26 protein-coding genes and 1 other RNA gene are annotated in these 20,514 nt (G+C 68.4%); 16 read left to right on the plus strand and 11 right to left on the minus strand.

The window, feature by feature from the left end:
• Window positions 1–13: 13 nt before the first annotated feature.
• The 5 genes from ACAZ03_RS09810 (at window position 14) to ACAZ03_RS09830 (ending at window position 4,110) form a co-directional block, all read left to right on the plus strand.
• The gene (locus ACAZ03_RS09810; protein ID WP_373353152.1) at window positions 14–352 is read left to right on the plus strand and encodes a DUF4440 domain-containing protein; all 339 of its coding nucleotides are present in this window, start codon (window positions 14–16) and stop codon (window positions 350–352) included.
• Window position 353: 1 nt separating this feature from the next.
• Window positions 354–1,361 carry an ABC transporter permease gene (locus ACAZ03_RS09815; protein ID WP_373353154.1) on the plus strand — a complete coding sequence of 336 codons (1,008 nt, stop codon included), beginning with the start codon at window positions 354–356 and terminating at the stop codon, window positions 1,359–1,361.
• On the plus strand, window positions 1,354–2,424 hold the full coding sequence (locus ACAZ03_RS09820) for an ABC transporter permease (RefSeq protein WP_373353156.1): 1,071 nt from the start codon (window positions 1,354–1,356) through the stop codon (window positions 2,422–2,424). Before ACAZ03_RS09815 ends, ACAZ03_RS09820 begins: the two co-directional genes overlap by 8 nt.
• On the plus strand, window positions 2,421–2,903 hold the full coding sequence (locus ACAZ03_RS09825; protein ID WP_373353158.1) for a hypothetical protein: 483 nt from the start codon (window positions 2,421–2,423) through the stop codon (window positions 2,901–2,903). The genes ACAZ03_RS09820 and ACAZ03_RS09825 overlap by 4 nt, the downstream gene beginning before the upstream one ends.
• Window positions 2,904–3,057: 154 nt before the next feature.
• Window positions 3,058–4,110, plus strand: a complete 1,053-nt coding sequence (locus ACAZ03_RS09830) for an extracellular solute-binding protein (protein ID WP_373353160.1) — start codon at window positions 3,058–3,060, stop codon at window positions 4,108–4,110.
• Window positions 4,111–4,176: 66 nt separating this feature from the next.
• Here ACAZ03_RS09830 and ACAZ03_RS09835 read toward each other — a convergent pair whose 3' ends face one another.
• Window positions 4,177–4,497, minus strand: coding sequence for a nuclear transport factor 2 family protein (locus ACAZ03_RS09835; RefSeq protein ID WP_373353162.1), 321 nt, complete (start codon window positions 4,495–4,497; stop codon window positions 4,177–4,179).
• 70 nt (window positions 4,498–4,567) lie between these two features.
• Here ACAZ03_RS09835 and ACAZ03_RS09840 point away from each other — a divergent pair, with 70 nt between their 5' ends.
• Both ACAZ03_RS09840 and ACAZ03_RS09845 read left to right on the plus strand, forming a co-directional pair.
• On the plus strand, window positions 4,568–4,924 hold the full coding sequence (locus tag ACAZ03_RS09840) for a winged helix-turn-helix transcriptional regulator (protein WP_373353164.1): 357 nt from the start codon (window positions 4,568–4,570) through the stop codon (window positions 4,922–4,924).
• Between the two features lie 144 nt (window positions 4,925–5,068).
• The gene (locus ACAZ03_RS09845) at window positions 5,069–5,503 is read left to right on the plus strand and encodes a PACE efflux transporter (RefSeq protein ID WP_373353166.1); all 435 of its coding nucleotides are present in this window, start codon (window positions 5,069–5,071) and stop codon (window positions 5,501–5,503) included.
• Between the two features lie 45 nt (window positions 5,504–5,548).
• On the opposite strand, the gene ACAZ03_RS09850 is transcribed toward ACAZ03_RS09845, so the two are convergent.
• The 3 genes from ACAZ03_RS09850 to ACAZ03_RS09860 form a co-directional block, all read right to left on the minus strand.
• Window positions 5,549–6,574, minus strand: a complete 1,026-nt coding sequence (locus ACAZ03_RS09850; RefSeq protein ID WP_373353167.1) for an LCCL domain-containing protein — start codon at window positions 6,572–6,574, stop codon at window positions 5,549–5,551.
• Window positions 6,575–6,720: 146 nt separating this feature from the next.
• A complete protein-coding gene (locus ACAZ03_RS09855) occupies window positions 6,721–8,118 on the minus strand; it encodes a pilus assembly protein TadG-related protein (protein ID WP_373353168.1) in 1,398 nt (465 codons plus the stop codon).
• Window positions 8,108–8,521: a TadE/TadG family type IV pilus assembly protein gene (locus ACAZ03_RS09860; protein ID WP_373353170.1), complete on the minus strand. Its 414-nt coding sequence runs from the start codon at window positions 8,519–8,521 to the stop codon at window positions 8,108–8,110. The genes ACAZ03_RS09855 and ACAZ03_RS09860 overlap by 11 nt, the downstream gene beginning before the upstream one ends.
• 217 nt (window positions 8,522–8,738) lie before the next feature.
• Here ACAZ03_RS09860 and ssrA point away from each other — a divergent pair.
• Window positions 8,739–9,088: a transfer-messenger RNA gene (gene ssrA, locus ACAZ03_RS09865) on the plus strand.
• Window positions 9,089–9,164: 76 nt separating this feature from the next.
• Here ssrA and ACAZ03_RS09870 read toward each other — a convergent pair.
• From ACAZ03_RS09870 to ACAZ03_RS09880, 3 genes are read right to left on the minus strand one after another with little or no spacing between them, the layout of a single operon-like run.
• Window positions 9,165–10,064, minus strand: a complete 900-nt coding sequence (locus tag ACAZ03_RS09870; RefSeq protein ID WP_373353172.1) for a DMT family transporter — start codon at window positions 10,062–10,064, stop codon at window positions 9,165–9,167.
• A 34-nt stretch (window positions 10,065–10,098) separates the two neighbouring features.
• Window positions 10,099–10,653, minus strand: coding sequence for a peptidylprolyl isomerase (locus ACAZ03_RS09875; RefSeq protein WP_373353173.1), 555 nt, complete (start codon window positions 10,651–10,653; stop codon window positions 10,099–10,101).
• A complete protein-coding gene (locus ACAZ03_RS09880; RefSeq protein ID WP_373353175.1) occupies window positions 10,646–11,152 on the minus strand; it encodes a peptidylprolyl isomerase in 507 nt (168 codons plus the stop codon). The genes ACAZ03_RS09875 and ACAZ03_RS09880 overlap by 8 nt, the downstream gene beginning before the upstream one ends.
• 124 nt (window positions 11,153–11,276) lie before the next feature.
• Here ACAZ03_RS09880 and ACAZ03_RS09885 point away from each other — a divergent pair, with 124 nt between their 5' ends.
• The 3 genes from ACAZ03_RS09885 (at window position 11,277) to ACAZ03_RS09895 (ending at window position 14,129) form a co-directional block, all read left to right on the plus strand.
• Entirely contained in the window at window positions 11,277–12,464 is a 1,188-nt protein-coding gene (locus ACAZ03_RS09885) for a phosphoglycerate kinase (RefSeq protein WP_373353177.1), read from the plus strand.
• A gap of 88 nt (window positions 12,465–12,552) precedes the next feature.
• Entirely contained in the window at window positions 12,553–13,482 is a 930-nt protein-coding gene (locus ACAZ03_RS09890; RefSeq protein ID WP_373353178.1) for a class I fructose-bisphosphate aldolase, read from the plus strand.
• A complete protein-coding gene (locus tag ACAZ03_RS09895) occupies window positions 13,482–14,129 on the plus strand; it encodes a hypothetical protein (RefSeq protein ID WP_373353180.1) in 648 nt (215 codons plus the stop codon). Before ACAZ03_RS09890 ends, ACAZ03_RS09895 begins: the two co-directional genes overlap by 1 nt.
• Window positions 14,130–14,148: 19 nt before the next feature.
• Here ACAZ03_RS09895 and ACAZ03_RS09900 read toward each other — a convergent pair whose 3' ends face one another.
• Window positions 14,149–14,523, minus strand: coding sequence for a hypothetical protein (locus tag ACAZ03_RS09900; RefSeq protein WP_373353183.1), 375 nt, complete (start codon window positions 14,521–14,523; stop codon window positions 14,149–14,151).
• Window positions 14,524–14,779: 256 nt separating this feature from the next.
• Between ACAZ03_RS09900 and ACAZ03_RS09905 the strand changes: the two genes are divergently transcribed.
• Complete coding sequence (locus ACAZ03_RS09905; protein WP_373357067.1) at window positions 14,780–15,070, plus strand: septum formation initiator family protein; 291 nt, start codon at window positions 14,780–14,782, stop codon at window positions 15,068–15,070.
• Window positions 15,071–15,076: 6 nt separating this feature from the next.
• Here the strand turns inward: ACAZ03_RS09905 and ACAZ03_RS09910 are convergent, their stop codons facing one another.
• The 3 genes from ACAZ03_RS09910 to ACAZ03_RS09920 form a co-directional block, all read right to left on the minus strand.
• The gene (locus ACAZ03_RS09910; protein WP_373353184.1) at window positions 15,077–15,667 is read right to left on the minus strand and encodes an SCO family protein; all 591 of its coding nucleotides are present in this window, start codon (window positions 15,665–15,667) and stop codon (window positions 15,077–15,079) included.
• Window positions 15,664–16,287 carry a copper chaperone PCu(A)C gene (locus ACAZ03_RS09915; protein ID WP_373353186.1) on the minus strand — a complete coding sequence of 208 codons (624 nt, stop codon included), beginning with the start codon at window positions 16,285–16,287 and terminating at the stop codon, window positions 15,664–15,666. Before ACAZ03_RS09915 ends, ACAZ03_RS09910 begins: the two co-directional genes overlap by 4 nt.
• A 95-nt stretch (window positions 16,288–16,382) precedes the next feature.
• On the minus strand, window positions 16,383–16,742 hold the full coding sequence (locus ACAZ03_RS09920; RefSeq protein ID WP_373353188.1) for a hypothetical protein: 360 nt from the start codon (window positions 16,740–16,742) through the stop codon (window positions 16,383–16,385).
• Between the two features lie 180 nt (window positions 16,743–16,922).
• On the opposite strand from ACAZ03_RS09920, the gene pdhA reads away from it, so the two are divergent.
• Genes pdhA through ACAZ03_RS09940 form a run of 4 tightly spaced genes read left to right on the plus strand, consistent with a single transcriptional unit; the run spans window position 16,923 to window position 20,502 of the window.
• Window positions 16,923–17,945 (plus strand): pyruvate dehydrogenase (acetyl-transferring) E1 component subunit alpha, encoded by a 1,023-nt coding sequence (gene pdhA, locus ACAZ03_RS09925; protein WP_373353189.1) that lies wholly within the window; start codon window positions 16,923–16,925, stop codon window positions 17,943–17,945.
• Window positions 17,942–18,520, plus strand: coding sequence for a hypothetical protein (locus ACAZ03_RS09930; RefSeq protein ID WP_373353191.1), 579 nt, complete (start codon window positions 17,942–17,944; stop codon window positions 18,518–18,520). The genes pdhA and ACAZ03_RS09930 overlap by 4 nt, the downstream gene beginning before the upstream one ends.
• 4 nt (window positions 18,521–18,524) lie before the next feature.
• Window positions 18,525–19,118, plus strand: coding sequence for a hypothetical protein (locus ACAZ03_RS09935; protein WP_373353193.1), 594 nt, complete (start codon window positions 18,525–18,527; stop codon window positions 19,116–19,118).
• Window positions 19,108–20,502, plus strand: coding sequence for a pyruvate dehydrogenase complex E1 component subunit beta (locus ACAZ03_RS09940; protein WP_373353195.1), 1,395 nt, complete (start codon window positions 19,108–19,110; stop codon window positions 20,500–20,502). Before ACAZ03_RS09935 ends, ACAZ03_RS09940 begins: the two co-directional genes overlap by 11 nt.
• The last annotated feature ends 12 nt before the right edge of the window (window positions 20,503–20,514 follow it).

Raw genomic sequence — 20,514 nt, forward strand, 5'->3', positions numbered from 1 at the left:
ACCGGGGGCATTCATGCACGACGAACTCTGGGATCTGGAGCGCAGGCTTTGGCTCGAAGGCCGCGAGGCCTATGTGGAGCTCCTCGCCGAGGATGCGCTCATGACCTTTCCCATGCCGGGCGGCCCGCTCGACCGGGCGACGGTGCTCGACAGCGTCGAGGGCACCACGCGGTGGGAGGCGGTGGCGATGGACGACCAGCTCATGCGCTCGCCGGCCAAATCCGTGACGCTCCTCGCCTATTCGGCCGAAGCCCGGCGCGAGGGCGAAGGCTATGCCGCCGGCTGTTCCTCGCTCTGGCAGATGACGGAATCCGGATGGCGCCTCATCCACCACCAGCAGACGCCGCTCTGACATGCTGGCCTATACGATCCGCCGCCTGATCCTGGCGATCCCGACGCTGATCTTCATCGCGCTGGTGATCTTCCTCCTTCTCGAACTGGCCCCGGGCGATCCGATGGCAAACATGCCCTTGTCGATCCCGCCCGAGGTGCGCCAGCAGATGCGCGAGGCGCTGGGGCTCGGCCAGCCCTGGTACGTGCGCTTCGGGCTCTGGCTCTACCAGTTCTTCATCGTCGAGCCGCAATACTGGATCGACGCGGCCTTCGGCACGAACTTCGCCGATGGCGCGCAGCGCATCATCTCGTTCCAGTCCCGCTCGCCGGTCTTCGAGATCATCGCCGAGCGCATCCCCCAGACGCTCTGGGTCGTCGGCCTCAGCTACATCGTCGGCGTGCTCATCGCGCTGCCGATCGGCATCGCCGGCGCCTATTGGCAATATTCGTGGTTCGACCAGCTCGGCACCTTCATCTCGATGGTCGGCTTCTCGGTGCCGACCTTCTTCACCGGGGTGCTGCTCATCGTCATCTTCGCGGTGAACCTCGGCTGGTTCCCCTCGATCTACAACACGACGCTGGTCGTGAACGACTGGTCGAGCTTCCTCGCCCAGGTCCGCCAGATGGCGATGCCCGTCTTCGTCCTCGCCCTCTACAACGCCGCCCAGATCAGCCGCTACATGCGCGCCTCGATGCTGGACAACCTCCAGCAGGATTACGTCCGCACGGCGCGGGCGAAGGGCATGAACGAGCGGGTCGTCGTGCTGAAGCATGTGCTGCGCAATTCGATGATCCCGGTCGTCACCGTCATCGCGCTCGGCGTGCCGCAGGTCTTCGGCGGCGCGATCATCACCGAGCAGGTGTTCAAGGTGAACGGGCTCGGGCAGCTCCTCATCATCGCCATCCAGGGCAGCGACATCCCGATGGTGCTGACGCTGACCTTCATCTTCGCGGTGCTCATCGTCGTCTTCAACCTGATCGCCGACATCCTTTACGGCGTCTTCGACCCCCGGATCCGCTATGACTGACCGGCCCGATCAGAACGCCGACCCGCACGAGGGCGTCGAGCCCCCCGCCTCGCCGCTGCCCGCCGGCGGCGCCACCACCGGCACGACCACCGGCGGGCCGCCCGAGGAGCCGCTCGCAGAGGCCGCCGGCTCCGCCGCGCCCGGGCAGAGCGCCACCTCGCTCTGGCGCGACGTCTGGCAGCAGTTCCGCGAGCACCGGGGCGCCGTCATCGGGCTCACCTTCCTTATCTTCATCACGCTCTTCGTGATCATCGGCCCCTGGATCTGGACGGTCGACCCCGCCAAGCTCGACATCCGCAACAAGGACGTCCGGCCGATCTACAGCTGGCTCTGGGACAGGGAGGCCAAGGTCCTCTGGTCCCGCCCGCTGGGGACGGACAACCTCGGCCGCGACATCCTCGCCAACCTCATGCAGGGGGGCCGCGTCTCGATGGCCGTCGGCTGGGTCGCCATGCTGCTCGCGCTGATCCTCGGCACGGTCGTCGGCGTCATCGCCGGCTATTTCCGCCGGCTCGACGGGCTGCTGATGCGCTTCACCGACCTCATGCTGGCGCTGCCGCTCCTGCCGCTCCTCCTCGTCATGATGCTGCTTTTCCGCGACCAGCTCCGCTCCGCCTTCGGGCCGGAACAGGGGATCTTCATCCTCATCGTCACCGCCATCGGCATCACCTCGTGGATGCACACGGCACGGATTGTGCGGGGCGACATCCTCGCACTCAAGGAGCGCGAATACGTGCTCGCCGCCCGCTCCATCGGCACGCCCTCACGGCGGATGATCACGCGGCACCTGCTGCCGAACGTGCTGTCGCCCATCATGGTCTCGGCCACGCTGGGTCTGGCGACGGCGATCATCACCGAGAGCGCGCTCAGCTTTCTCGGGCTGGGCTTCCCGTCGGATTACCCGACCTGGGGCAAGATCCTCTTCGACAGCGTCGAGCGGATGGAGCGCTTCCCCGAGCGGGTGATCTGGCCGGGGCTCTGCATCTCCTTCACCGTGCTGGCGGTGAACTACATCGGCGATGGCCTTCGCGACGCGCTCGACCCGCGCATCCGCGGCCGGTGAGGGGGGCGGCGCTGCTTCTGGCGCTGGCCGCCTGCACGCGGGGGCCGATGCCGGAGGCGGAGGCGCTGGGGCTGACCGCCCGGCTCATCGAGGCCGGCCCCCATGCCGTTGAAGTCGAGGCCCGGGTGACGAACGGCGCGCCGGATCGGATCTGCGTGCTGGAGCCGCCGCCGAGCGACGCGGCGCTGCGCTATCTGCGGCTCCACGATGAAGCCGGCCGGCCGCTCCCCTCGTTCATAGGCGCGCCCTTCGCCCCCGGCACCGAGGTGCGGCTCGCGGCGGTGGAGCCGGGCGCGACGCTCCCCCTGAGGCTGACGGCGCCGCTCTACGTGCTCGCCGGCCCCCCCGCCGGATGGTCGGTCATGCTCGAGGCCGGCCCCTGCCCCGCCGTGCTCGTCGTCGCCGGCGCCGCCTTCAACCCCGGGACGATGGCCTTCGAGAGCCTCGAGATCACCACGCCCGTGGCGCCGCTCCCCTAGGGGCGGAAATCGGGGGCCGAGCCTACCGCCTCTCAAACCGGCATCCGCCCGATCCCCGGGCAGTCCGTCGCCGCCGAGCCCACCGATCCCATTGCAAGGCTTCGCTGCCGCTCCTAGGCTCGCCAAAAGCCTAGACCACATCGGGGAGACCAACATGCGCAAGACCCTCATCGCCGCCACCGCAATCGGCACCGCCCTCGCCGCCCTCGGCACGGCCTCCGCCGCGCAGGACAGCGAGCTCATCGTGCTCGACTATCCCGGCTTCGAGAATCCCGACTACCACCCGGCCTATATCGAGACCTACGGCATGAGCCCGACCTGGTCCTTCTTCTCGGACGAGGAAGAGGCCTTTCAGAAAGTGCGCGCCGGCTTCGAGGCCGATGTCACGCAGATCTGTGCCGGCTCCGTCACCAAATGGGCCGAGAGCGGCATCATCGAGCCCTGGGATGTCAGCCGCATCCCCGAATACGAGAACATCGACCGCAACCTGACCGGCCAGGCCGTCTCCGGCGAGGGCGAGGATGTCTGGTTCATTCCTCAGAACTTCGGCTCCACCGCCATCGCCTACAACCCCGAGGAAGTGCCGGAAGAGGACGTCTCGACCCTCGCCGTCTTCGCCGACCCCAAGTATGCGGGCCGCGTGACGATGCCCGACAACGTCGATGACGCCTTCGCGCTCGGCTACCTCGCCACAGGCGTCTCCGACTGGACCAACGTGACGGACGAGCAGTTCGAGGCGGCGGCGGACTTCCTCCGCCAGGTGCATCCGAACATCCGGACCTACTGGTCCGACCCGGCCGAGCTGGCGCAGCTCATGTCCACCGGCGAGATCCTGATCTCCTGGGCCTGGAACGAGACCTATCCGACGATGGTCGAGGAAGGGCGGCCGATCGGCTTCCAGCGCGAGCCGGCCGAAGGCTCCTCCGTCTGGCTCTGCGGCTATGTGAACATGGCCGACGGCGCGGGCTCAGAAGACAAGGCCTATGACTTCATGAACGCCATGCTCGACCCGGCCATCGCCACGGCGCTGCTCGATTCGGGCTACGGCCTCGCCAACCGCCGCGCGCTCGACGAGATGGATCCGGCGGATCTCGAGATCGCCGGCGTCGGCTCGGTCGACGTGCCGATCCTCGCCCAGCTGCCGATCCCGAACGAGCTGCGCGAGCGTCATGCCGAGACCTTCGAGCTCATCAAGGCCGGCTTCTGAGTTAAGCCCCCTCGAGGGCATCTGACAGGCGCCCGGGCTTCACGGCCCGGGCGCATTTGCTTGCGCTCAGCCGATCCTGAGCGAGGTGATCTCGCCCCCCGCCACGGTGAAGCGATGCGTCAGCTCCACCGGCGAGCCCTTGAAGCTGCCGGACACGCGGGCGCGCACCTGCTCTTCGCCCGCCTCATGGCGGACCTCCAGCACCTCCGGCCGGGCCTCGTTGGCGATGGAGGCGCGGGCGATCCAGGCCTCGATCGCGGCGCGGCCGCTGACCCAGGCGCCTTCATCGAAGACGCGCGCCTCGGCGGCGAAGGGGGCGAGCATCGCCGGCGCGTCGAGCCGGGCGGCGGCGGCGAGATAGGCGGCGACGGGGGGTGACATCTGCATGGGTTCGGTCCTTCATCTGCATGTGCCCCCGAACTGGGCGCGCGAGATGGCAAGGACAAGAACGCACAGAATGGGGAACAACGCACCTTCCGGTAAGCGCAAGGCGTACAGCCCGGCCACGGCGGCCGACGGGGTGGCGGAGGTTCTGGCGATCCTCTCCGGCCGCTGGAAGCTCCTGATCCTCTTCCAGCTCTTCGGGGGCGGCGTGATGCGCTTCTCCGAACTTGAACGGGCCATTCCCGGCATCTCGCAGAAGATGCTGGTGCAGCAGCTCCGCCAGCTCGAGGAGCATGGCGTCGTCACGCGCACCATCCATCCCGAGGTGCCGCCGCGGGTGGAGTACGGGCTGACCGACTGGGGCCGCGCGCTCTGCCCCCGGCTCGATGCGCTGCTCCTCTGGGCGGAGGAGCGGCCGGACGGCGCCTGAGCGGGTGGTGGCCCGAGGCCCACGGCGGCCGGCGGCCGGGGGCGCCCCTTGAAGCGGCGGGCCGGGCGGGTCATCTTGCCTCTCGCGAGGACGACCTCCAAAGACGGACCCACCCGGGACGACCCGGCCCCTGACGAGGAACCCATGCGCAGCCCGCTCGACCGTCTCCGCCACGCCATCGCCTTCGAGCTCATCGCCCTCGTCATCGCCATCCCGCTCGGCGCGCTGGCCTTCCATCAGCCGCTGGGGGACATGGGCGTCGTCGGTGTGGGCAGCGCCGTGATCGCCATGCTCTGGAACATGGTGTTCAACTACGGCTTCGACCTGATGCTCCGCCGTGTGCGGGGCACGACGGAGAAGACGCCGCGCTGGCGGGTCCTGCATGCCGTGACCTTCGAGGTCGGGATGCTCCTGATCCTGATGCCCTTCATCGCCTGGTATCTGCAGATCTCGCTCTGGCAGGCCTTCGTGATGGATCTGGCGTTTTCAGTTTTCTACATGTGCTACGCCTTAGTCTTCAACTGGGGCTACGACCGGCTGTTCCCCCTGCCCGAATGGCAGGAGGCGCAGCCCCGCTGAACGCGACGGGGGGTGGACCCGGCCCCCGGGGAGGCCGGGAGCGGATCACCAGTTCCGGTCGAAGGTCACGCTGTTGGCGTAGCGGCCCCAGGCGCCCGAGGAGATGCCGTTGGCCTCGCTCGCCGTGTAGCGCTCCAGCCCCGGCACCGCGAGCGCGGTGATGTCGCCGCCGCCCTCGCCGATGATGCCGGCATGGCGCGCCGCCGCGCAGATGTCGCTGTCGGCGGTATAGGGGCCCGAGCCCCAGACGGAGCCGGTGCCCTCGCCCGCCGCGCAGTTGCAGGTGTAGCTCTCCTCACCGACCGGGAAGCGCAGGCAGGCCGCCATGCCCGGCGTCGAGGCGGGGACGGTGTTGTTCACCGTCACCTCCGGCACGACCTCCGGCTCGGACACCGGCTCGGGCTCAGACACGGGCTCGGGCACGATCTCCGGCACCGGCTCGATCTCCGGCAGGCGCTCGACCACGACGAGCGGCGCGCCCTTGGTGATGGTGAAGCTGCGGTTGTAACGGCCCCAGGCGCTGGTGGAGATGCCGTTGGCCTCGCTGGCCGGATAGCTCTCCATCCCCTCGGCGGCGAGCGCCGAGATCACGCCGCCCTCCGCGCCGATGACGCCGGCATGGCGGGCCGCGGTGCAGACATCGCTGTCGGCGGTATAGGGGCCGGAGCCCCAGACGCTGCGGTTCTGGTCATTCGCCGGGCAGACACACATGTAGCGGTCCTCCTCGGCCGGGAAGCGCTCGCAGTTGGAGAGGTTGGCGGGGATCACCACGCCGGTGCCGAAGCTGTAGCTCGAGCCGTAGCTGCCCCAGTTGCGGGTGGTGACGCCATTGGCGACCGAGCCGCTGTAGCTCTCCTGCCCCGCCATCAGCGTCGCGGTGATCTCGCCGCCGCTCTCGTCGATCACGCCGGCATGGATGGCGGCGAGGCAGACGGGGCTGTCGGTCGTGTAGGGGTCGGAGCCCCAGACGGTGCCGCCCGGCAGGCCCGCGGGACAGGTGCAGGTGTAGCTCTCTTCGCTGGCCGGATAGCGGGTGCCGCAGGCCTCCTGCGCGGAGGCGGCAGCGGGCATGAGGGCGGCCAATAGGGCGCTCAGGACAGCGGCCCCCAGAAATCGGTTGATAATATGCATTTCGTCACTCCAAATCCGGCGCCCGCAACGGGACGCTCCGATCGGGAGATTACAACGTCGATCCTCTTTGGGAAGGTCAGGAAATCCTAGCGCACCAGATGCGCGCGGCGCGGGCCGGAGCCGGCCACCGGCGGGCCGGGCACATCGACGCGGCCGTAATGGCTTTCCAGATACTGGCCGGCGCATTCCGCGCCGATGCTGATGTTCCCGCCGAGCGAGGCATTGCGATTGCTGAACTCGTAGTAGATCCCCGAGGCCGTCATGGCCCCGCCGGGATTGAAATCGGGCGCGACGCCAAGCACGTTGTGCGACGACACGGCCTTGCCCCAGCCGCCCATCGACAGCGCCGAGCGGCCGAAGAGGTAGACGGAAAAGGCATCGGCGTCGCACCAGGCCGAGCGCGGCCCCCAGGTGATGTTGCCGGCGAGCTGGATCCGGTCGGCGAAGACGAAGAAATCCTCGAAATGCAGATCGTTGCCGCCGCCGACGCCGAGCTGGCCGTTGACGATGAAGGCGACGTTATGCGCCTGCACATTGCCGGCGAACTGCGCGCCGCCGTTGATGACGTAGATCGTGTTGGGCTGCACGTCGCCGGGCTGGACCGTCCACCAGCCGGATTTGCGCACGATGCGAGCCGGGCCGCCCTCGAACATGAAATCGGGCAGGAGCGGGCCGGAATAGGTGGTGGCGGTGGAATTCCAGAAGGTGTTCCACATGGTCGTCCAGCGGCTCGACAGCGTCGGCAGGATCACCGGCGCGAGGCTGCGCTCGACCTTGTAGTTCTCCGGCGGCACGTTCGAGGGGCTGTAGGGCGCGAGGTAGATCTGGCTGAGGCTCGGCGCCGAGAAGCGTACGCTTTCCTGCAGGTAGTCGTTGCCGCCGGTGGCGACGCCGCCTTCACCGTGGATGCAGGTATCGCCGTAGAAGGAATTGCCGCCGCCGGTCTGGATATGGCCGGTGGAGAGGAAGGTCGCCGAGGAGCAGGCCGGCCGCTCGGTGCCGCCCGAGGCGGGCGCCGGCGGGGCGAGCGCCACGGCATTGGCGCCGATCGAGAAGGCCTCCGTGCCGACGAGGCGGAGCAGATAGGTCGACAGCTCGTTGCCCCGCTCCGCCGTCCGCCGCGGCCAGACGCGCACGGCATCGACCTCCTCGGCCTCGAGCCCGGCAGAGAGGTATTCGACGAATTCCAGGCTCTCCGGGTCGTAGGTGCCGAATTCCACATCCTCGGCGGCGACCATGCCGCTGTCGCCGAGGTTCATCGCCGCGACGTCGATGGCGGTCTGCCGGGCGGTGTCGAGATCGTCGAGCCGCGTGGCGGCGGCGAGCGCGGCAGCATCGGCAGCGACCTGCATCCGCGTCTGCTCGCGCCAGCCGTTGGTATAGTCGATGGCCAGGCCCATCACCATGGACGAGGCGAGGATCACGAAGATCCCCCAGATGCTGGCCGAGCCCTCCTCGGCCCTGAGGAAGCGCTCAGGTGCCATCGGTTTCCACCAGCATCGAGACCTCGGCGACGAGCGTGCCGTCCTTCAGCGCATCGGCGAAGAGCGTGAAGGCGCTGAAGGGCGCCGAGATCGAAGAGGTGACGAAATCACCCGTGGTGGTGACCCGCGCCGACAGGCCGCCGACCTCGGCGAAACGCGACGCGAGCTGGCTCTCGGCCTCGGCATCGCTGAGCGCACCGACGGCCACCTGGCGCGAGGCATCGCGGGCGGCGATGAAGAACTGCGACTGTTTCTGCATCAGCATGGTGGCATCGACGGTCATGCCGAAGATGAAGAAGATGACGGGGATCCACAGGACGTACTCGATGGTGACGCTGCCATCCTCGGCAGCGCGCCAGAGGCGAAGCTTCTTGAGACATCGGTCGTAGAGATCAGCCATCATGGCCGGACGTGCTCCTTTGCGGAACCTGTCTGACGATGTAGGGCCTGTCTCCGGCATGAATGGGGCAGACGAGCGGCAATTCGGGGCCGAAGCTGCCCCACGGCGGCCTCATTCGGCAGGCGGGCGAAGGACTTGGGCCCTGTCCGGCGGGGAGCGCGGGGGGTGCCGCGCGGGCTCTCGCCCCGGGCCCCAGACGGGCGCAGCCGGGCCGCGCCTGCCCCTTGTCAGCCGGGCACTTGGGCCCTATCTTGATCCCTGTCCTTCGGGACTATGGACATAAACGCGCTCGTAATAAGCGGATCGGACCCGGGGGCGGTACCCGGCGGCTCCACCATAAACCCGTTGTTGGAGGGTAAATGGGGCCGAAACAGGATCGACGAACGTCTAAAGGTGTGGCTTTGTCCCGGTGAGGTACCACCGTTATCGGTCCGTAAAGCATAGTTGCCAACAACAATCGTGCTCCGATCGCCCTGGCTGCCTAAGCAGTCCGGAAGATCGAAATCTAAGCCCTTGCGCCTAGCAGCGTAAGGCGGGGTTCGCAGGCACCTGGCAACAGAAGCCTGCACTTCCCCCCCCTCTTCCGACGGCCTGACAACGAATGTCGCGCGACGTTCGTGCACGGAACTTGATTGAGTTCCGCGCCTCAGGCCTCGGGCGGCGGTAAGGGTTTGCGGCGGTTGATCAAGACGATGCCGAGCGCCACCAGCGCCAGCGCCGCGAAGAGCCGCCAGCTCAGGTGATCCCCCAGCACCAGCCAGCCGAGCCCCACCGAGAAGACCGGCGCGAGGAACGAGAAGCTGGCAACGCCCCCGGCCGGGTAGATCGACAGGAGCCACAGCCAGAAGATGAAGCCGAAGCTCACCACCACGACGATCTGGAAGGCGATGCCGATGAGGTGCACCGGCTCGAACTCGCGGATGAGCGGGCCGAAGAACGGCGCGAGGAGAAGGAGGATCGGGGCGGAGACCAGGACCTGCCATAGGAGCTGCCCCTCGGGGCGAAGCTCCCTCAACGGCGAGTGCTTGGCGATGAGCAGCGTCACCGCCCAGCCGATGGCGCCGGCGATGGCGCAGAGGTCCCCCGCGAGGCTCGCCGCCTGCCTGCCCCGCTCGGCCAGCGCCAGCACCATGCCGCCCATCGCACAGGCGAGCCCCAGCGCGGCGGCGCCGGTGATGCGCTCCGTCCCGAGCACGAAATGCCCGATGAGCAGCGTCCAGACCGGCATGGAATAGAAGAGGATCGAGGTCCGGGTGACGTTGGTGAGGTCGAGCGCGAGGAAGAGCGCCATGAACTCGAAGGCGAAGACCACGCCGCAGATCGCTCCGGCCAGCGCCACCCGGCCCTGCCCGAGGCGGATGGGCCTGCCCCTCAGGCGGAAGAAGGCCCAGATGCAGAGCGCGGCGCCAAGCGAGCGGATTCCGGCGAAGAAGACCGGCTGGATGCCCTCGTAGGTCAGCTTCGTCACGACCTGGTTTATGGCCAGGAGCAGCGAGAAGCCGACGAGTGCCGCCGCGCCGAAGGCGTCGATCCGGTCCTTCTTCATGGCGCGGCGGCTCTTTTCCTTGCAAGTCCGAGGTTTACTCGGTGACGGTCACGCTGGCCATCACGTCGGGCTGGCCGACGACGGCGCCGTTGGCGCCAGTGCCGCGCTTGATGGCGTCGAGCACGTCGAGCCCTTCGGTCACTTCGCCCACGATCGTGTAGGCGCCGTCGAGATGCGGCGCCGGGGCGAACATGATGAAGAACTGCGAGTTGGCGCTGTCCGGGCTCTGCGAGCGGGCCATGCCGACGACGCCGCGCTCGAAGCTGCGCGCATCGGTGAACTCGGCCGGCAGATCGGGGAAGTCCGAGCCGCCCATGCCGGCCCGCGACATGTCGCCCCCGGCCTTGCCGTATTGCACGTCGCCCGTCTGCGCCATGAAGCCGTCGATGACGCGGTGGAAGACCACGCCGTCATAGGCGCCCTGGGCGGCCAGCGTCGTCAGCCGCTCGGCATGGGCCGGGGCGGTGTCCTCGAAGAGCTCGATATGGATCACACCATTGGCTTCGCCCTCGACCTCGATGTCGAGGCCGGCGGCGAAGGCGGGGCCGGCGGCGAGCGCCGCCACGGAGGCGAGAAGGAGATTACGCATCGGAGGCCACCTTGACGGAGATCATGCGGTCGGGGCTGGCAGGCGGCTCGCCCCGGGTGATGGCATCCACATGCTCCATCCCGTCGATGACCCGGCCGTAGACCGTGTACTGGCGGTTGAGGAAGTGGTTGTCGGAAAAGTTGATGAAGAACTGGCTGTTGGCCGAATCCGGGCTCGCCGAGCGGGCAGCGCCGAGCGTGCCCCGGTCATGCGGGACGCCCGAGAATTCCGCCGGCAGGTCCGGCAGGTCCGAGCCGCCGCGGCCGGCCATGTTGATGTTGAAGTCCTTCTCCATGTTGCCATGGGCGACGTCGCCGGTCTGGGCCATGAAACCCTCGATGACGCGGTGGAACGCGACGTTGTCATAGGCGCCGGCGCGGGCCAGCTCCTTCATGCGCGCCACATGCTTGGGCGCGACGTCCGGCAGGAGCTCGATGGCGACGGTGCCGCCCTTCAGCTCCATCAGGATGGTGTTCTCCGGGTCTTTGATCTCGGCCATGGGCCTTCCTTTCCGTTCTTTTGCGGCGGACGCTATGCGGCTTCCGGCCGAATGCCAAGGCGCGCCTTGACGCCATGGGCGGGGGGGGCCACCAAAAGGGCGAACAAGAATTCGGGAGGCCGCGATGGCTTGGACAGCGCTCGAGCAGATGGATCTGAAGGGCAAGCGCGTTCTGACGCGCGTCGACATCAACGTGCCGATGGAGGGCGGCCGCGTCACCGACATGAGCCGCATCGACCGGATCGTGCCGACGGTGAAGGCGATCCTCGCCAAGGGCGGCAAGCCGGTGCTCCTCGCCCATTTCGGCCGGCCGAAGGGCAAGGTGGTGGCGGAGATGTCGCTCAGCCATGTCCGCCCGGCGCTGGAAGGCGCGCTCGGCGTGCCGGTGCGCTTCGCCGAGGATTGCGTGGGCCCCGCCGCCGAGGAGGCCGCCGCGGCCCTGCCCTCCGGCGAGGTGCTGCTCCTCGAGAACACCCGCTTCCATCCGGGCGAGGAGAAGAACGCCCCCGAGCTCGCCGCCGCCATGGCGAAGCTGGGCGATGTCTATTGCAACGATGCCTTCTCGGCCGCCCACCGCGCCCATGCCTCCACCGAAGGGCTCGCGCATCTGCTGCCCGCCTGCGCCGGCCTTCTGATGGCCGAGGAGCTGACGGCGCTCGACAAGGCGCTCGGCAATCCGGCGCGACCGGTGATGGCCATCGTCGGCGGCGCGAAGGTCTCGACCAAGCTCGACCTCCTCGGCAATCTCGTCGCCAAGGTCGACACGCTGGTGATCGGCGGCGGCATGGCCAATACCTTCCTCGCCGCCAAGGGGATCGGCGTCGGCAAATCCCTTTGCGAGCATGACCTTGCCGAGACGGCGCGCGAGATCATGGACAAGGCCGAGGCCGCCGGCTGCAAGATCCTCCTGCCCGAGGACGTCGTGGTGGCGCGCGAGTTCAAGGCCCATGCCGAGAGCCGTATCGTCCATGCCGACGACTGCCCGGAGGACATGATGATCCTCGACGCCGGCCCCATCGCCGTCGCCGCCATCGCCACCGCCCTCGGCCGCAGCCGCACGCTGATCTGGAACGGCCCGCTCGGCGCCTTCGAGATCCCGCCCTTCGATTCTGCCACCAAATCCTCCGCCCAGATCGCCGGCAAGCTGACCGTCAACGACGGGCTCGTCTCGGTCGCCGGCGGCGGCGACACCGTCTCGGCCCTGAAACAGGCCGGCGCGGCGGAGGAGTTCACCTATATCTCCACCGCCGGCGGGGCCTTCCTCGAATGGATGGAGGGCAAGGAGCTGCCCGGGGTGGCGGCCCTCGGCTGAGCCCGATGAAACAGGCTGGTGGCGATAACAGAATTGCACCCCACGGGCCCGGCCTCTATCCGGGAGGGCGACAAGGAGGACCGAAGACATGGCCATGACCCAGATCGTGCGCGATATCCTGGCGAAATACGAAGGCGAGACCCCCGGCGTGAAGGGCAACCTGGCGCGGATGCTGATGCAGGGGCGGCTCGGCGGCACCGGCAAGATGATCATCCTGCCGGTGGACCAGGGGTTCGAGCACGGGCCCGCCCGGAGCTTCGCCCCCAACCCGCCCGCCTATGACCCGCATTACCACTACCAGCTCGCCATCGACGCCGGCCTCTCGGCCTATGCGGCGCCGCTGGGGCCGCTCGAGGCCGGGGCCGACACCTTCGCCGGGCAGATCCCGACGATCCTGAAGGTGAACTCCGCCAACAGCCTGATGTCCGGCACCGCCGGCAAGAACCAGGCGATCACGGCCGGCGTGGACGATGCGCTCCGCCTCGGCTGCGCCGCCATCGGCTTCACGATCTACCCCGGCTCCGACATGGCGCTCGACATGTTCGAGGAGATCTCAGAAATGCGCCGCGAGGCGGCCGCCGCCGGCATCGCCACGGTGATCTGGAGCTATCCGCGCGGCGAGGCGATCAGCAAGGAGGGCGAGACGGCGATCGACATCGCCGCCTATGCCACCCATATCGCCGCGCTTCTCGGCGCGCATATCATCAAGGTGAAGCTGTCGACGGATCACCTCGAGCTCGCCGAGGCGAAGAAGGTCTACGAGGCCGAGGGGATCGACATCTCCACCCAGACGGCGCGGGTGAAGGATTGCGTCAACTCCGCCTTCGGCGGGCGGCGGATCATCGTCTTCTCCGGCGGCGCCAAGAAGGGCGGCGACTCGGTGCTCGACGATGCCCGCGCCATCCGTGATGGCGGCGGCAACGGCTCGATCATCGGGCGGAACTGCTTCCAGCGGCCGCGGGACGAGGCCATGCGGCTTCTCGACCAGATGGTCGACATCTACCTGGGCAACGACTGATGACCCGGGGCGCGCTCCTCCTCAGTGGGGCGCTCGCCCTGCCCCTCCTCCTCGCGGCCTGCGCGGAGGAGGCCGCCGCCCCGGCGGCGCCCGAGGGCGCCGAGGTCGCGCCTGCGGAGGACTCCGCCGAGCAGGTGGTGCTTCTGGAGCCCGGCCTCGGCACGCTCGGCCCCGGCGACGACTGGGAGCCGAGCCTGATGGGCACGCTCAGCGGCACCATCGAGGCGGTGCCGGTCATGTACCAGACCTGGGACTTCTCCGTCGGCGCCTTCGACGCCTCGGCGCAGTTCCGCAGCTACCCCAACCTTCATCTCAACATCGGCGCCTATCCCGAAGGCATTTGGGACGACCCGGCGAATACGCTGGTGATCCGGGCCGACCTGGCCAGCCTCTCGGCCGGCCGCACGGGCCCCGCCACCGTCACGCTCAACGGCGAGAATTTCGGCGAGCCGCTGCTGACCGTCCCGGCGGAGGTGGAGATCCTCAGCCTCACCCGCGGCGCGCCCGGCTCGGATTACGGCACGGCCTATGGCGACCTGACCGCCAGCGTCTCGGCCCCCGATTTCTGCCCCTCGCTCGGCACCCCGCCCTGCAGCGGCGGGCTGCAACTGACGGTGGAGACGAGGGTCCAGTACGACGTGCCCTGAGGCACGTGGGGGCGTGCCATCACGGCAGGTCGCGGCATCCTTCGACGTCGAAGATGTCGCTATGGGTGAAATCGTCCTGCAGGCCCTCGGTCTCGAGCACCACCCGCTCCGGCGCAAGCGGCGCGCCCTCGAGCGTCAGGCGATAGCGATCGAGGTCGCCTTTCATCTCCATCGCGCAGGTCGTCTCGCAGACGAAGAGATAGGGCAGATCGTCGCCGTACTCCGTCCGCGCCTCGAGCACGATCGAATGAACGAAGTCTTCGTAATGGAAGATGCGCAGCTCGGCCGAGGCGAGGCCCGACTTCTCGTTCGGCGTGAGCGTGCAGGCCGTGACATCGGCCATGGCCGGCGTGGCGGCGAGCGCGCCGCAAAGGACCATCCATCGGGGTCGCATGTCTCGTGCCACTCGTGACTTCCGCAAGGGCATCCTAGCGGCGGGCGCCAGTTGAAAGCCAGTCTTTTCATCCGGCAGCCCCCGGCGGCTTGTCCCACGCCCCTCCCGGCCGGAACGACCGCCCCCTATGGCATTTCCGCCGCGCCCCGGGCGCCCGCGCCCCCGGCCCTCTTGCTCCCACGGCCCGGCCCCATATCCTGACCCGCACGCGCCGCCCGCCAAGAGGCGGCCCCCGAGGAGCAGTCCGTTGATCCGCATGAGCCGTCCGCCGCTGGCGCCCGTCGTCTACAGCTCCGCCATGGTGCTCCTGGCGGTCTATTTCATGTTCGCCGCCGTCCAGGGCGACTACGGACTCTTCCGCCGCGCCGAGGTCGAGGCGGAGGAGCGGGCGCTGCAGGAGCAGCTCGCGACGCTCGAGGCCGAGGTGGCGAAGATGGAGAACCTCACCCATCGCCTGTCCGACGATTACCTCGACCTCGATCTGCTCGACGAGCGCGCCCGCGACGTGCTGGGCTATATCCGCTCCGACGAGCTCATCATCCGCTGACCCGCCTCACAGCACCTGCCGGAGTTTGGAGAGCGCGCTCTCCATTGGCTCCTGATAGGTGATCGGCTGGGTGAAATTCCCCTGCCCGTCGAAGAGCAGCACGAAGGCCGAATGGTCCATCGTGTAGTCGCCATCCTCGAGCGGCACCTTGGCGGCATAGACCCCGAAGGCGCGGATCGCCTTGTCGATCTCGCCCCTGGGGCCGGTGACGCCGGTGGCGCCGGGCACCCAGGAGACATATTCGCCCAAGGTCTCGGCATCGTCCCGCTCGGGGTCGACGGTGACGAAGTAGATACGCAGATCCTCCGCCTCCTCCCCCAGCTCCTCCTGCCAGGTCAGGAGGTCGCCGAGTGTCGTCGGGCAGACATCGGGGCAATGGGTGAAGCCGAAGAAGATCGCCGAGGGGCGGCCCTCGGTGAGGGTCGCCTCGGTGAAGGCCTCGCCCTCGGTGGTGGTCAGGGCGTAATCGCCCTGGCCGAGGGTGGAGGCGATGGGCAGGTCGCTGCCCCGGCTGAGAAGAAACCAGGCCGAGCCGCCGGCGATGAGGGCCACCGCGACGGCGGCCCAGAGGAGGATGTTGAGCGTGCGGGTGGTCATTCACTGGCCTCCATGTCCATGTCCATGTCCGTATCCATATCTTCGTCATCGCCATGGCCCATCGAGCCATGGTCCATTCCCTGACCGGTCGCGCCGGAGGCGTTGATGGCACCGACGGACAGCACGATCTCCACCGCGCCGGCCTCGGCGAAGGTGAGCGTGACCGGCACCTCGGTGCCCTCCACGAGCGGGCCTTCAAGCTCCCGCAGCATCAGGTGATAGCCGCCGGGCTCGAGCACGACGGTCTCGCCGGCGGGGATCGGCAGGCCGTCCTCCAGCTCGCGCATCCGCATCACGTCGCCGTCCATCTGCATCTCGTGCAGCTCGACGCTGCCGGCGGTGGGAGAGCTGGCGGCGATGAGCACGTCGTCGGTCTCGCCGCCGTTTTCCACCGTCAGGAAACCGCCGCCCACCGGCGCGTTCGGCAGCGTGGCGCGGGAATAGGCGCCAAGGATCGTCAGCGCGCCGACCTCCCAGCTCGTCACCTCATCGGCGACGAGGAGGACGGGCAGCCGGTCGGCGGAAGGGGCGTCGCCCCCGGGCCGGGCAGCGCCGCCGGCAAGGGCGAGGCCGGGCATGGCCGAGAGGAGAAGGGCGGAAAGGATCGTGATCTTGGGCATGACATGCCTCCGAAAGGGCGCCGCGCCGGGGCCCTCGGGCCCGCAGCGGCGGCGTGAAACGCTGGGTGCCCCGGGAAGGGGCGCGGGTCTCTCGCTCAGGCCGTGCTCGGCGGGGCGCGGGCGCCGGGCGGGAGGGCCGGCGCGAGGGGCGCGAGGCCGAAATCGGCCAGCGCGGGCGCCTGCCACGGCAGGGCGAGCCGCTCGGCGGCCGGGTCGAAGGCGAGGGCCGGCGCCTCGGGCAGGCCATGGCAGATCGGGCAATGGCCCGCATGGCCGCTTCCGTGGCCGCCCGGCCCGCCGGCGCAGAGATCGGCCAGATCACCGCCGGCGGCGACGTAGAAGGCAAGGCTGTCCGGCAGGGGCTCGTCCGGTGCCATCTGCCCCGCGGCCATGGCGCTGGCCGCCGAGAAGGCGAGCGCGGCGAGGACAAGCGTGAAGCGATGCCAGAGAGCCATGCCGCCCTGCTAGGCCGCGCGGGGCGACTTTGCAATGGCGCGCAAGTCCATGCTGCGGCGCGGCAATTCTTCCCCTGCATGGCAGGGTTGCGCCCGGGCGCCAAATCGCCAATGGTCATTGACCACAAGCTCTGGCAGAATAGTTCAAAGCTAAACTATGTGTTAACGGGAGGAGCCACGATGGCGACACGCAAGGCGGCCGCCAGGCCCAACGTCTCCGCCGAGGAGCTTCTGCATCACTACCGCGAGATGCTGCTCATCCGCCGCTTCGAAGAGAAGGCCGGCCAGCTCTACGGCATGGGCCTCATCGGCGGCTTCTGTCACCTCTACATCGGCCAGGAGGCCGTCGTCGTCGGGCTCGAGGCCGCGGCCGACGAGGGCGACAAGCGCGTCACCTCCTACCGCGACCATGGCCATATGCTGGCCTGCGGCATGGACCCCAAGGGCGTCATGGCCGAGCTGACCGGCCGCGAGGGCGGCTATTCCGCCGGCAAGGGCGGCTCGATGCACATGTTCAGCCGCGAAAAGCATTTCTACGGCGGCCACGGCATCGTCGGCGCCCAGGTGCCGATCGGCGCCGGCCTCGCGATGGCCGACAAGTATCTCGGCAACGACCGGGTGACCTTCGTCTATTTCGGCGACGGCGCCGCCAACCAGGGCCAGGTCTACGAGACCTACAACATGGCCGAGCTCTGGGACCTTCCGGTCGTCTTCGTGATCGAGAACAACCAGTACGCCATGGGCACCTCCACCAAGCGCTCGACCAAGTCGAAGAGCTACTGGGAGCGCGGCGTCGCCTACGGGATCGAGGGCGAGGAGGTCGATGGCATGGATGTGCTCGCCGTCCAGGCCGCCGGCAAGAAGGCCGTCGAATACTGCCGCTCCGGCAAGGGCCCATACATCCTCGAGGTGAAGACCTATCGCTACCGCGGTCATTCGATGTCCGACCCGGCGAAGTACCGCACCCGCGAAGAGGTGCAGAAGATGCGCGACGAGCGCGACCCGATCGAGAACGTCCGGCAGCTTCTGCTCACCGGCAAGCACGCCTCCGAAGATGACCTCAAGGCCATCGACAAGGAGATCAAGGACGTCGTCAACGAGGCGGCCGAATTCGCTAAGGACAGCCCCGAGCCCTCCACCGACGAGCTCTGGACGGACATCTACGCGAAGGAGATCCCGCAAGGCGAGGCGATCGAGGCGTGATCGGCCCGGGCCGCCCCTCCGCGATGCTGCTGGCCGGCGGGGCGATGGCCCTCGCCGGGGCGGGTGCCGCGCAGGATCTGCCCGGTCTTGCGGGCACGGCGGCGTATATCGACAGCTTCGCGCTGGAAGCGGACAGCGTCGAGCTTGGCTCCGGCTATGGCGCCCTGTCGAACAGCAGTTTCGCGATCAACCCCGAGAGCTGCCTCTTCACGTCCACGCGCTTCCATTCCGGTGCGTTCGTCACATCCCAGGCCTTCGGCGCGGATCTGGATCTCAGCCGCGTTGAGGCTGTGGCGTCGCCGGCCAGCGGCTATCAGGCAATTTTCGCCTACCCGGTGCCGGGCCGAAGCCGCCCGCATGAATCGAACATCGTCCTCCCGGAGGCGCCGGGCTTCGCTGAACTGCAGCCGGGCCCGGGTGTCACCTGCACGTCTGAAAGTTGCATGATCGAAATGGATGCGCCGGTCTTCACTTTCTTCATGCGCGGTGACGAGGAGGATGCCGCCCGCGCCGTCCGGGCTCTTGAGCACGCCATTTCTCTCTGCGGCGGCATCGCCGACCCCTTTGCCGGGTGAAGCCATGCAGATGACGCTTCCCTCCGCCGCGTTCCCCTCCGCCATCCTGGCCGGTCTCGCGCTCGCCCATCCGGCGCTGGCGCAGCAGAGCGCCGAGGAGGTCGCCGCCTACGAGCTGCTCGACCGCATGCTCAACCGCGCCGATGCCGAGGGGCCCTATGGCACCGGCTTCCGCCCGCTCGGGCCCTGCCGCGTCGAGCTGCGCCTGTCGCAGCGCTATGCGCCCGGCACCGCCGTCGATGTCTTCACCGAGGTCGATCTCGGCGATCTCGACATGGCGGCAAGGAATGTGGAAACCGCGCATCCGCTGATCCACGCGCTTGCCGTGCCGCTGCGCGCCGGCGCGCCGGATATGACGAACACGCTCGAGCTCTTCGACCTCTCCGGCGAGGGGCGCGGCCCCTTCACCGAGAAATACGACGCCACCTGCGACGAGGCCGGCTGCTCCGCCAGCCAGCCCGCGCGCGAGGCGATCTTTGCCACCGTCGGGGCCACCGCCGCCGCCGACATGAAACTGGTCGAGCCGGCGCTTGTGGCGCTGGCCGCCGCCTGTGCCCCACAAGACGACAACAAGGGAGATGCCTCCGATGGCGAGTGAAATCCTGATGCCGGCCCTCTCCCCCACGATGGAGGAGGGCACGCTGGCCAAATGGCTGGTGAAGGAGGGCGACACCGTCTCCTCCGGCGACATCCTGGCCGAGATCGAGACCGACAAGGCGACGATGGAATTCGAGGCCGTGGACGAGGGCGTGATCGGCAAGATCCTCATCGCGGAGGGCACCGAGGGCGTGAAGGTCAACACCGCCATCGCCGTGCTTCTGGAAGAGGGCGAAGATGCCTCCGCCGCCGACGAGGTGTCGAGCGCGCCGGCCGAGGAGAAGAGCGAAGACACATCCGAAGAGAAGAGCGAGGAGGCGCCGAAGGAGAAGGCCCCCGCAGAAGCGAAGGCCCCCGAGACGCCGAAGCCCGACCGCTCCCCCGACTGGCCCAAGGGGACGGAGGTGAAGAGCACCACCGTTCGCGAGGCGCTCCGCGATGCGATGGCGGAGGAGATGCGCGCCGACGAGAACGTGCTCGTCATGGGCGAGGAGGTCGCCGAATACCAGGGCGCCTACAAGATCACGCAAGGCCTGCTCGACGAATTCTCCGCCAAGCGGGTGATCGACACGCCGATCACCGAGCATGGCTTCGCCGGCATCGGCGTCGGCGCAGCGTTTGGCGGGCTGCGGCCCATCGTGGAGTTCATGACCTTCAATTTCGCCATGCAGGCGATGGACCAGATCATCAACTCCGCCGCCAAGACGCTCTACATGTCCGGCGGGCAGATGGGCTGCCCCATCGTCTTCCGCGGCCCCAACGGCGCCGCGGCGCGCGTCGGCGCCCAGCACAGCCAGGATTACGCCGCCTGGTACATGCAGGTCCCGGGGCTCAAGGTGGTGATGCCCTATACGGCAGCGGACGCGAAGGGCCTCCTCAAGAGCGCCATCCGCGACCCCAACCCGGTGATCTTCCTCGAGAACGAGATCCTCTACGGCCGGTCGTTCGACGTGCCGGTGATGGATGACTTCACCATCCCCCTCGGCAAGGCCCGCATCGCCCGCGAGGGCAGCGACGTGACCATCGTCAGCTTCGGCATCGGCATGACCTATGCGCTCGAGGCCGCAGAGAAGCTGGCCGAGGACGGCATCGATGCCGAGGTGATCGACCTCCGCACGCTCCGCCCGATGGACCTGCCGGCGGTGATCGAGAGCGTCAAGAAGACCAACCGCTGCGTGACGGTGGAGGAAGGCTGGCCCCAGCCCTCCGTCGGCTCCTATATCGGCAGCCAGGTGATGCAGCAGGCCTTCGACTATCTCGACGCGCCCGTCATCTCCTGCACCGGCAAGGACGTGCCGATGCCCTATGCCGCCAATCTCGAGAAGCTGGCGCTGGTGACCACCGACGAGGTGGTGCAGGCTGTCCACGACGTGACCTACCGCTGAGAGGGGACTTCA

It is taken from the genome of Pseudoroseicyclus sp. CXY001 (assembly GCF_041714655.1).
Taxonomy (GTDB): Bacteria; Pseudomonadota; Alphaproteobacteria; order Rhodobacterales; family Rhodobacteraceae; genus Pseudoroseicyclus_A.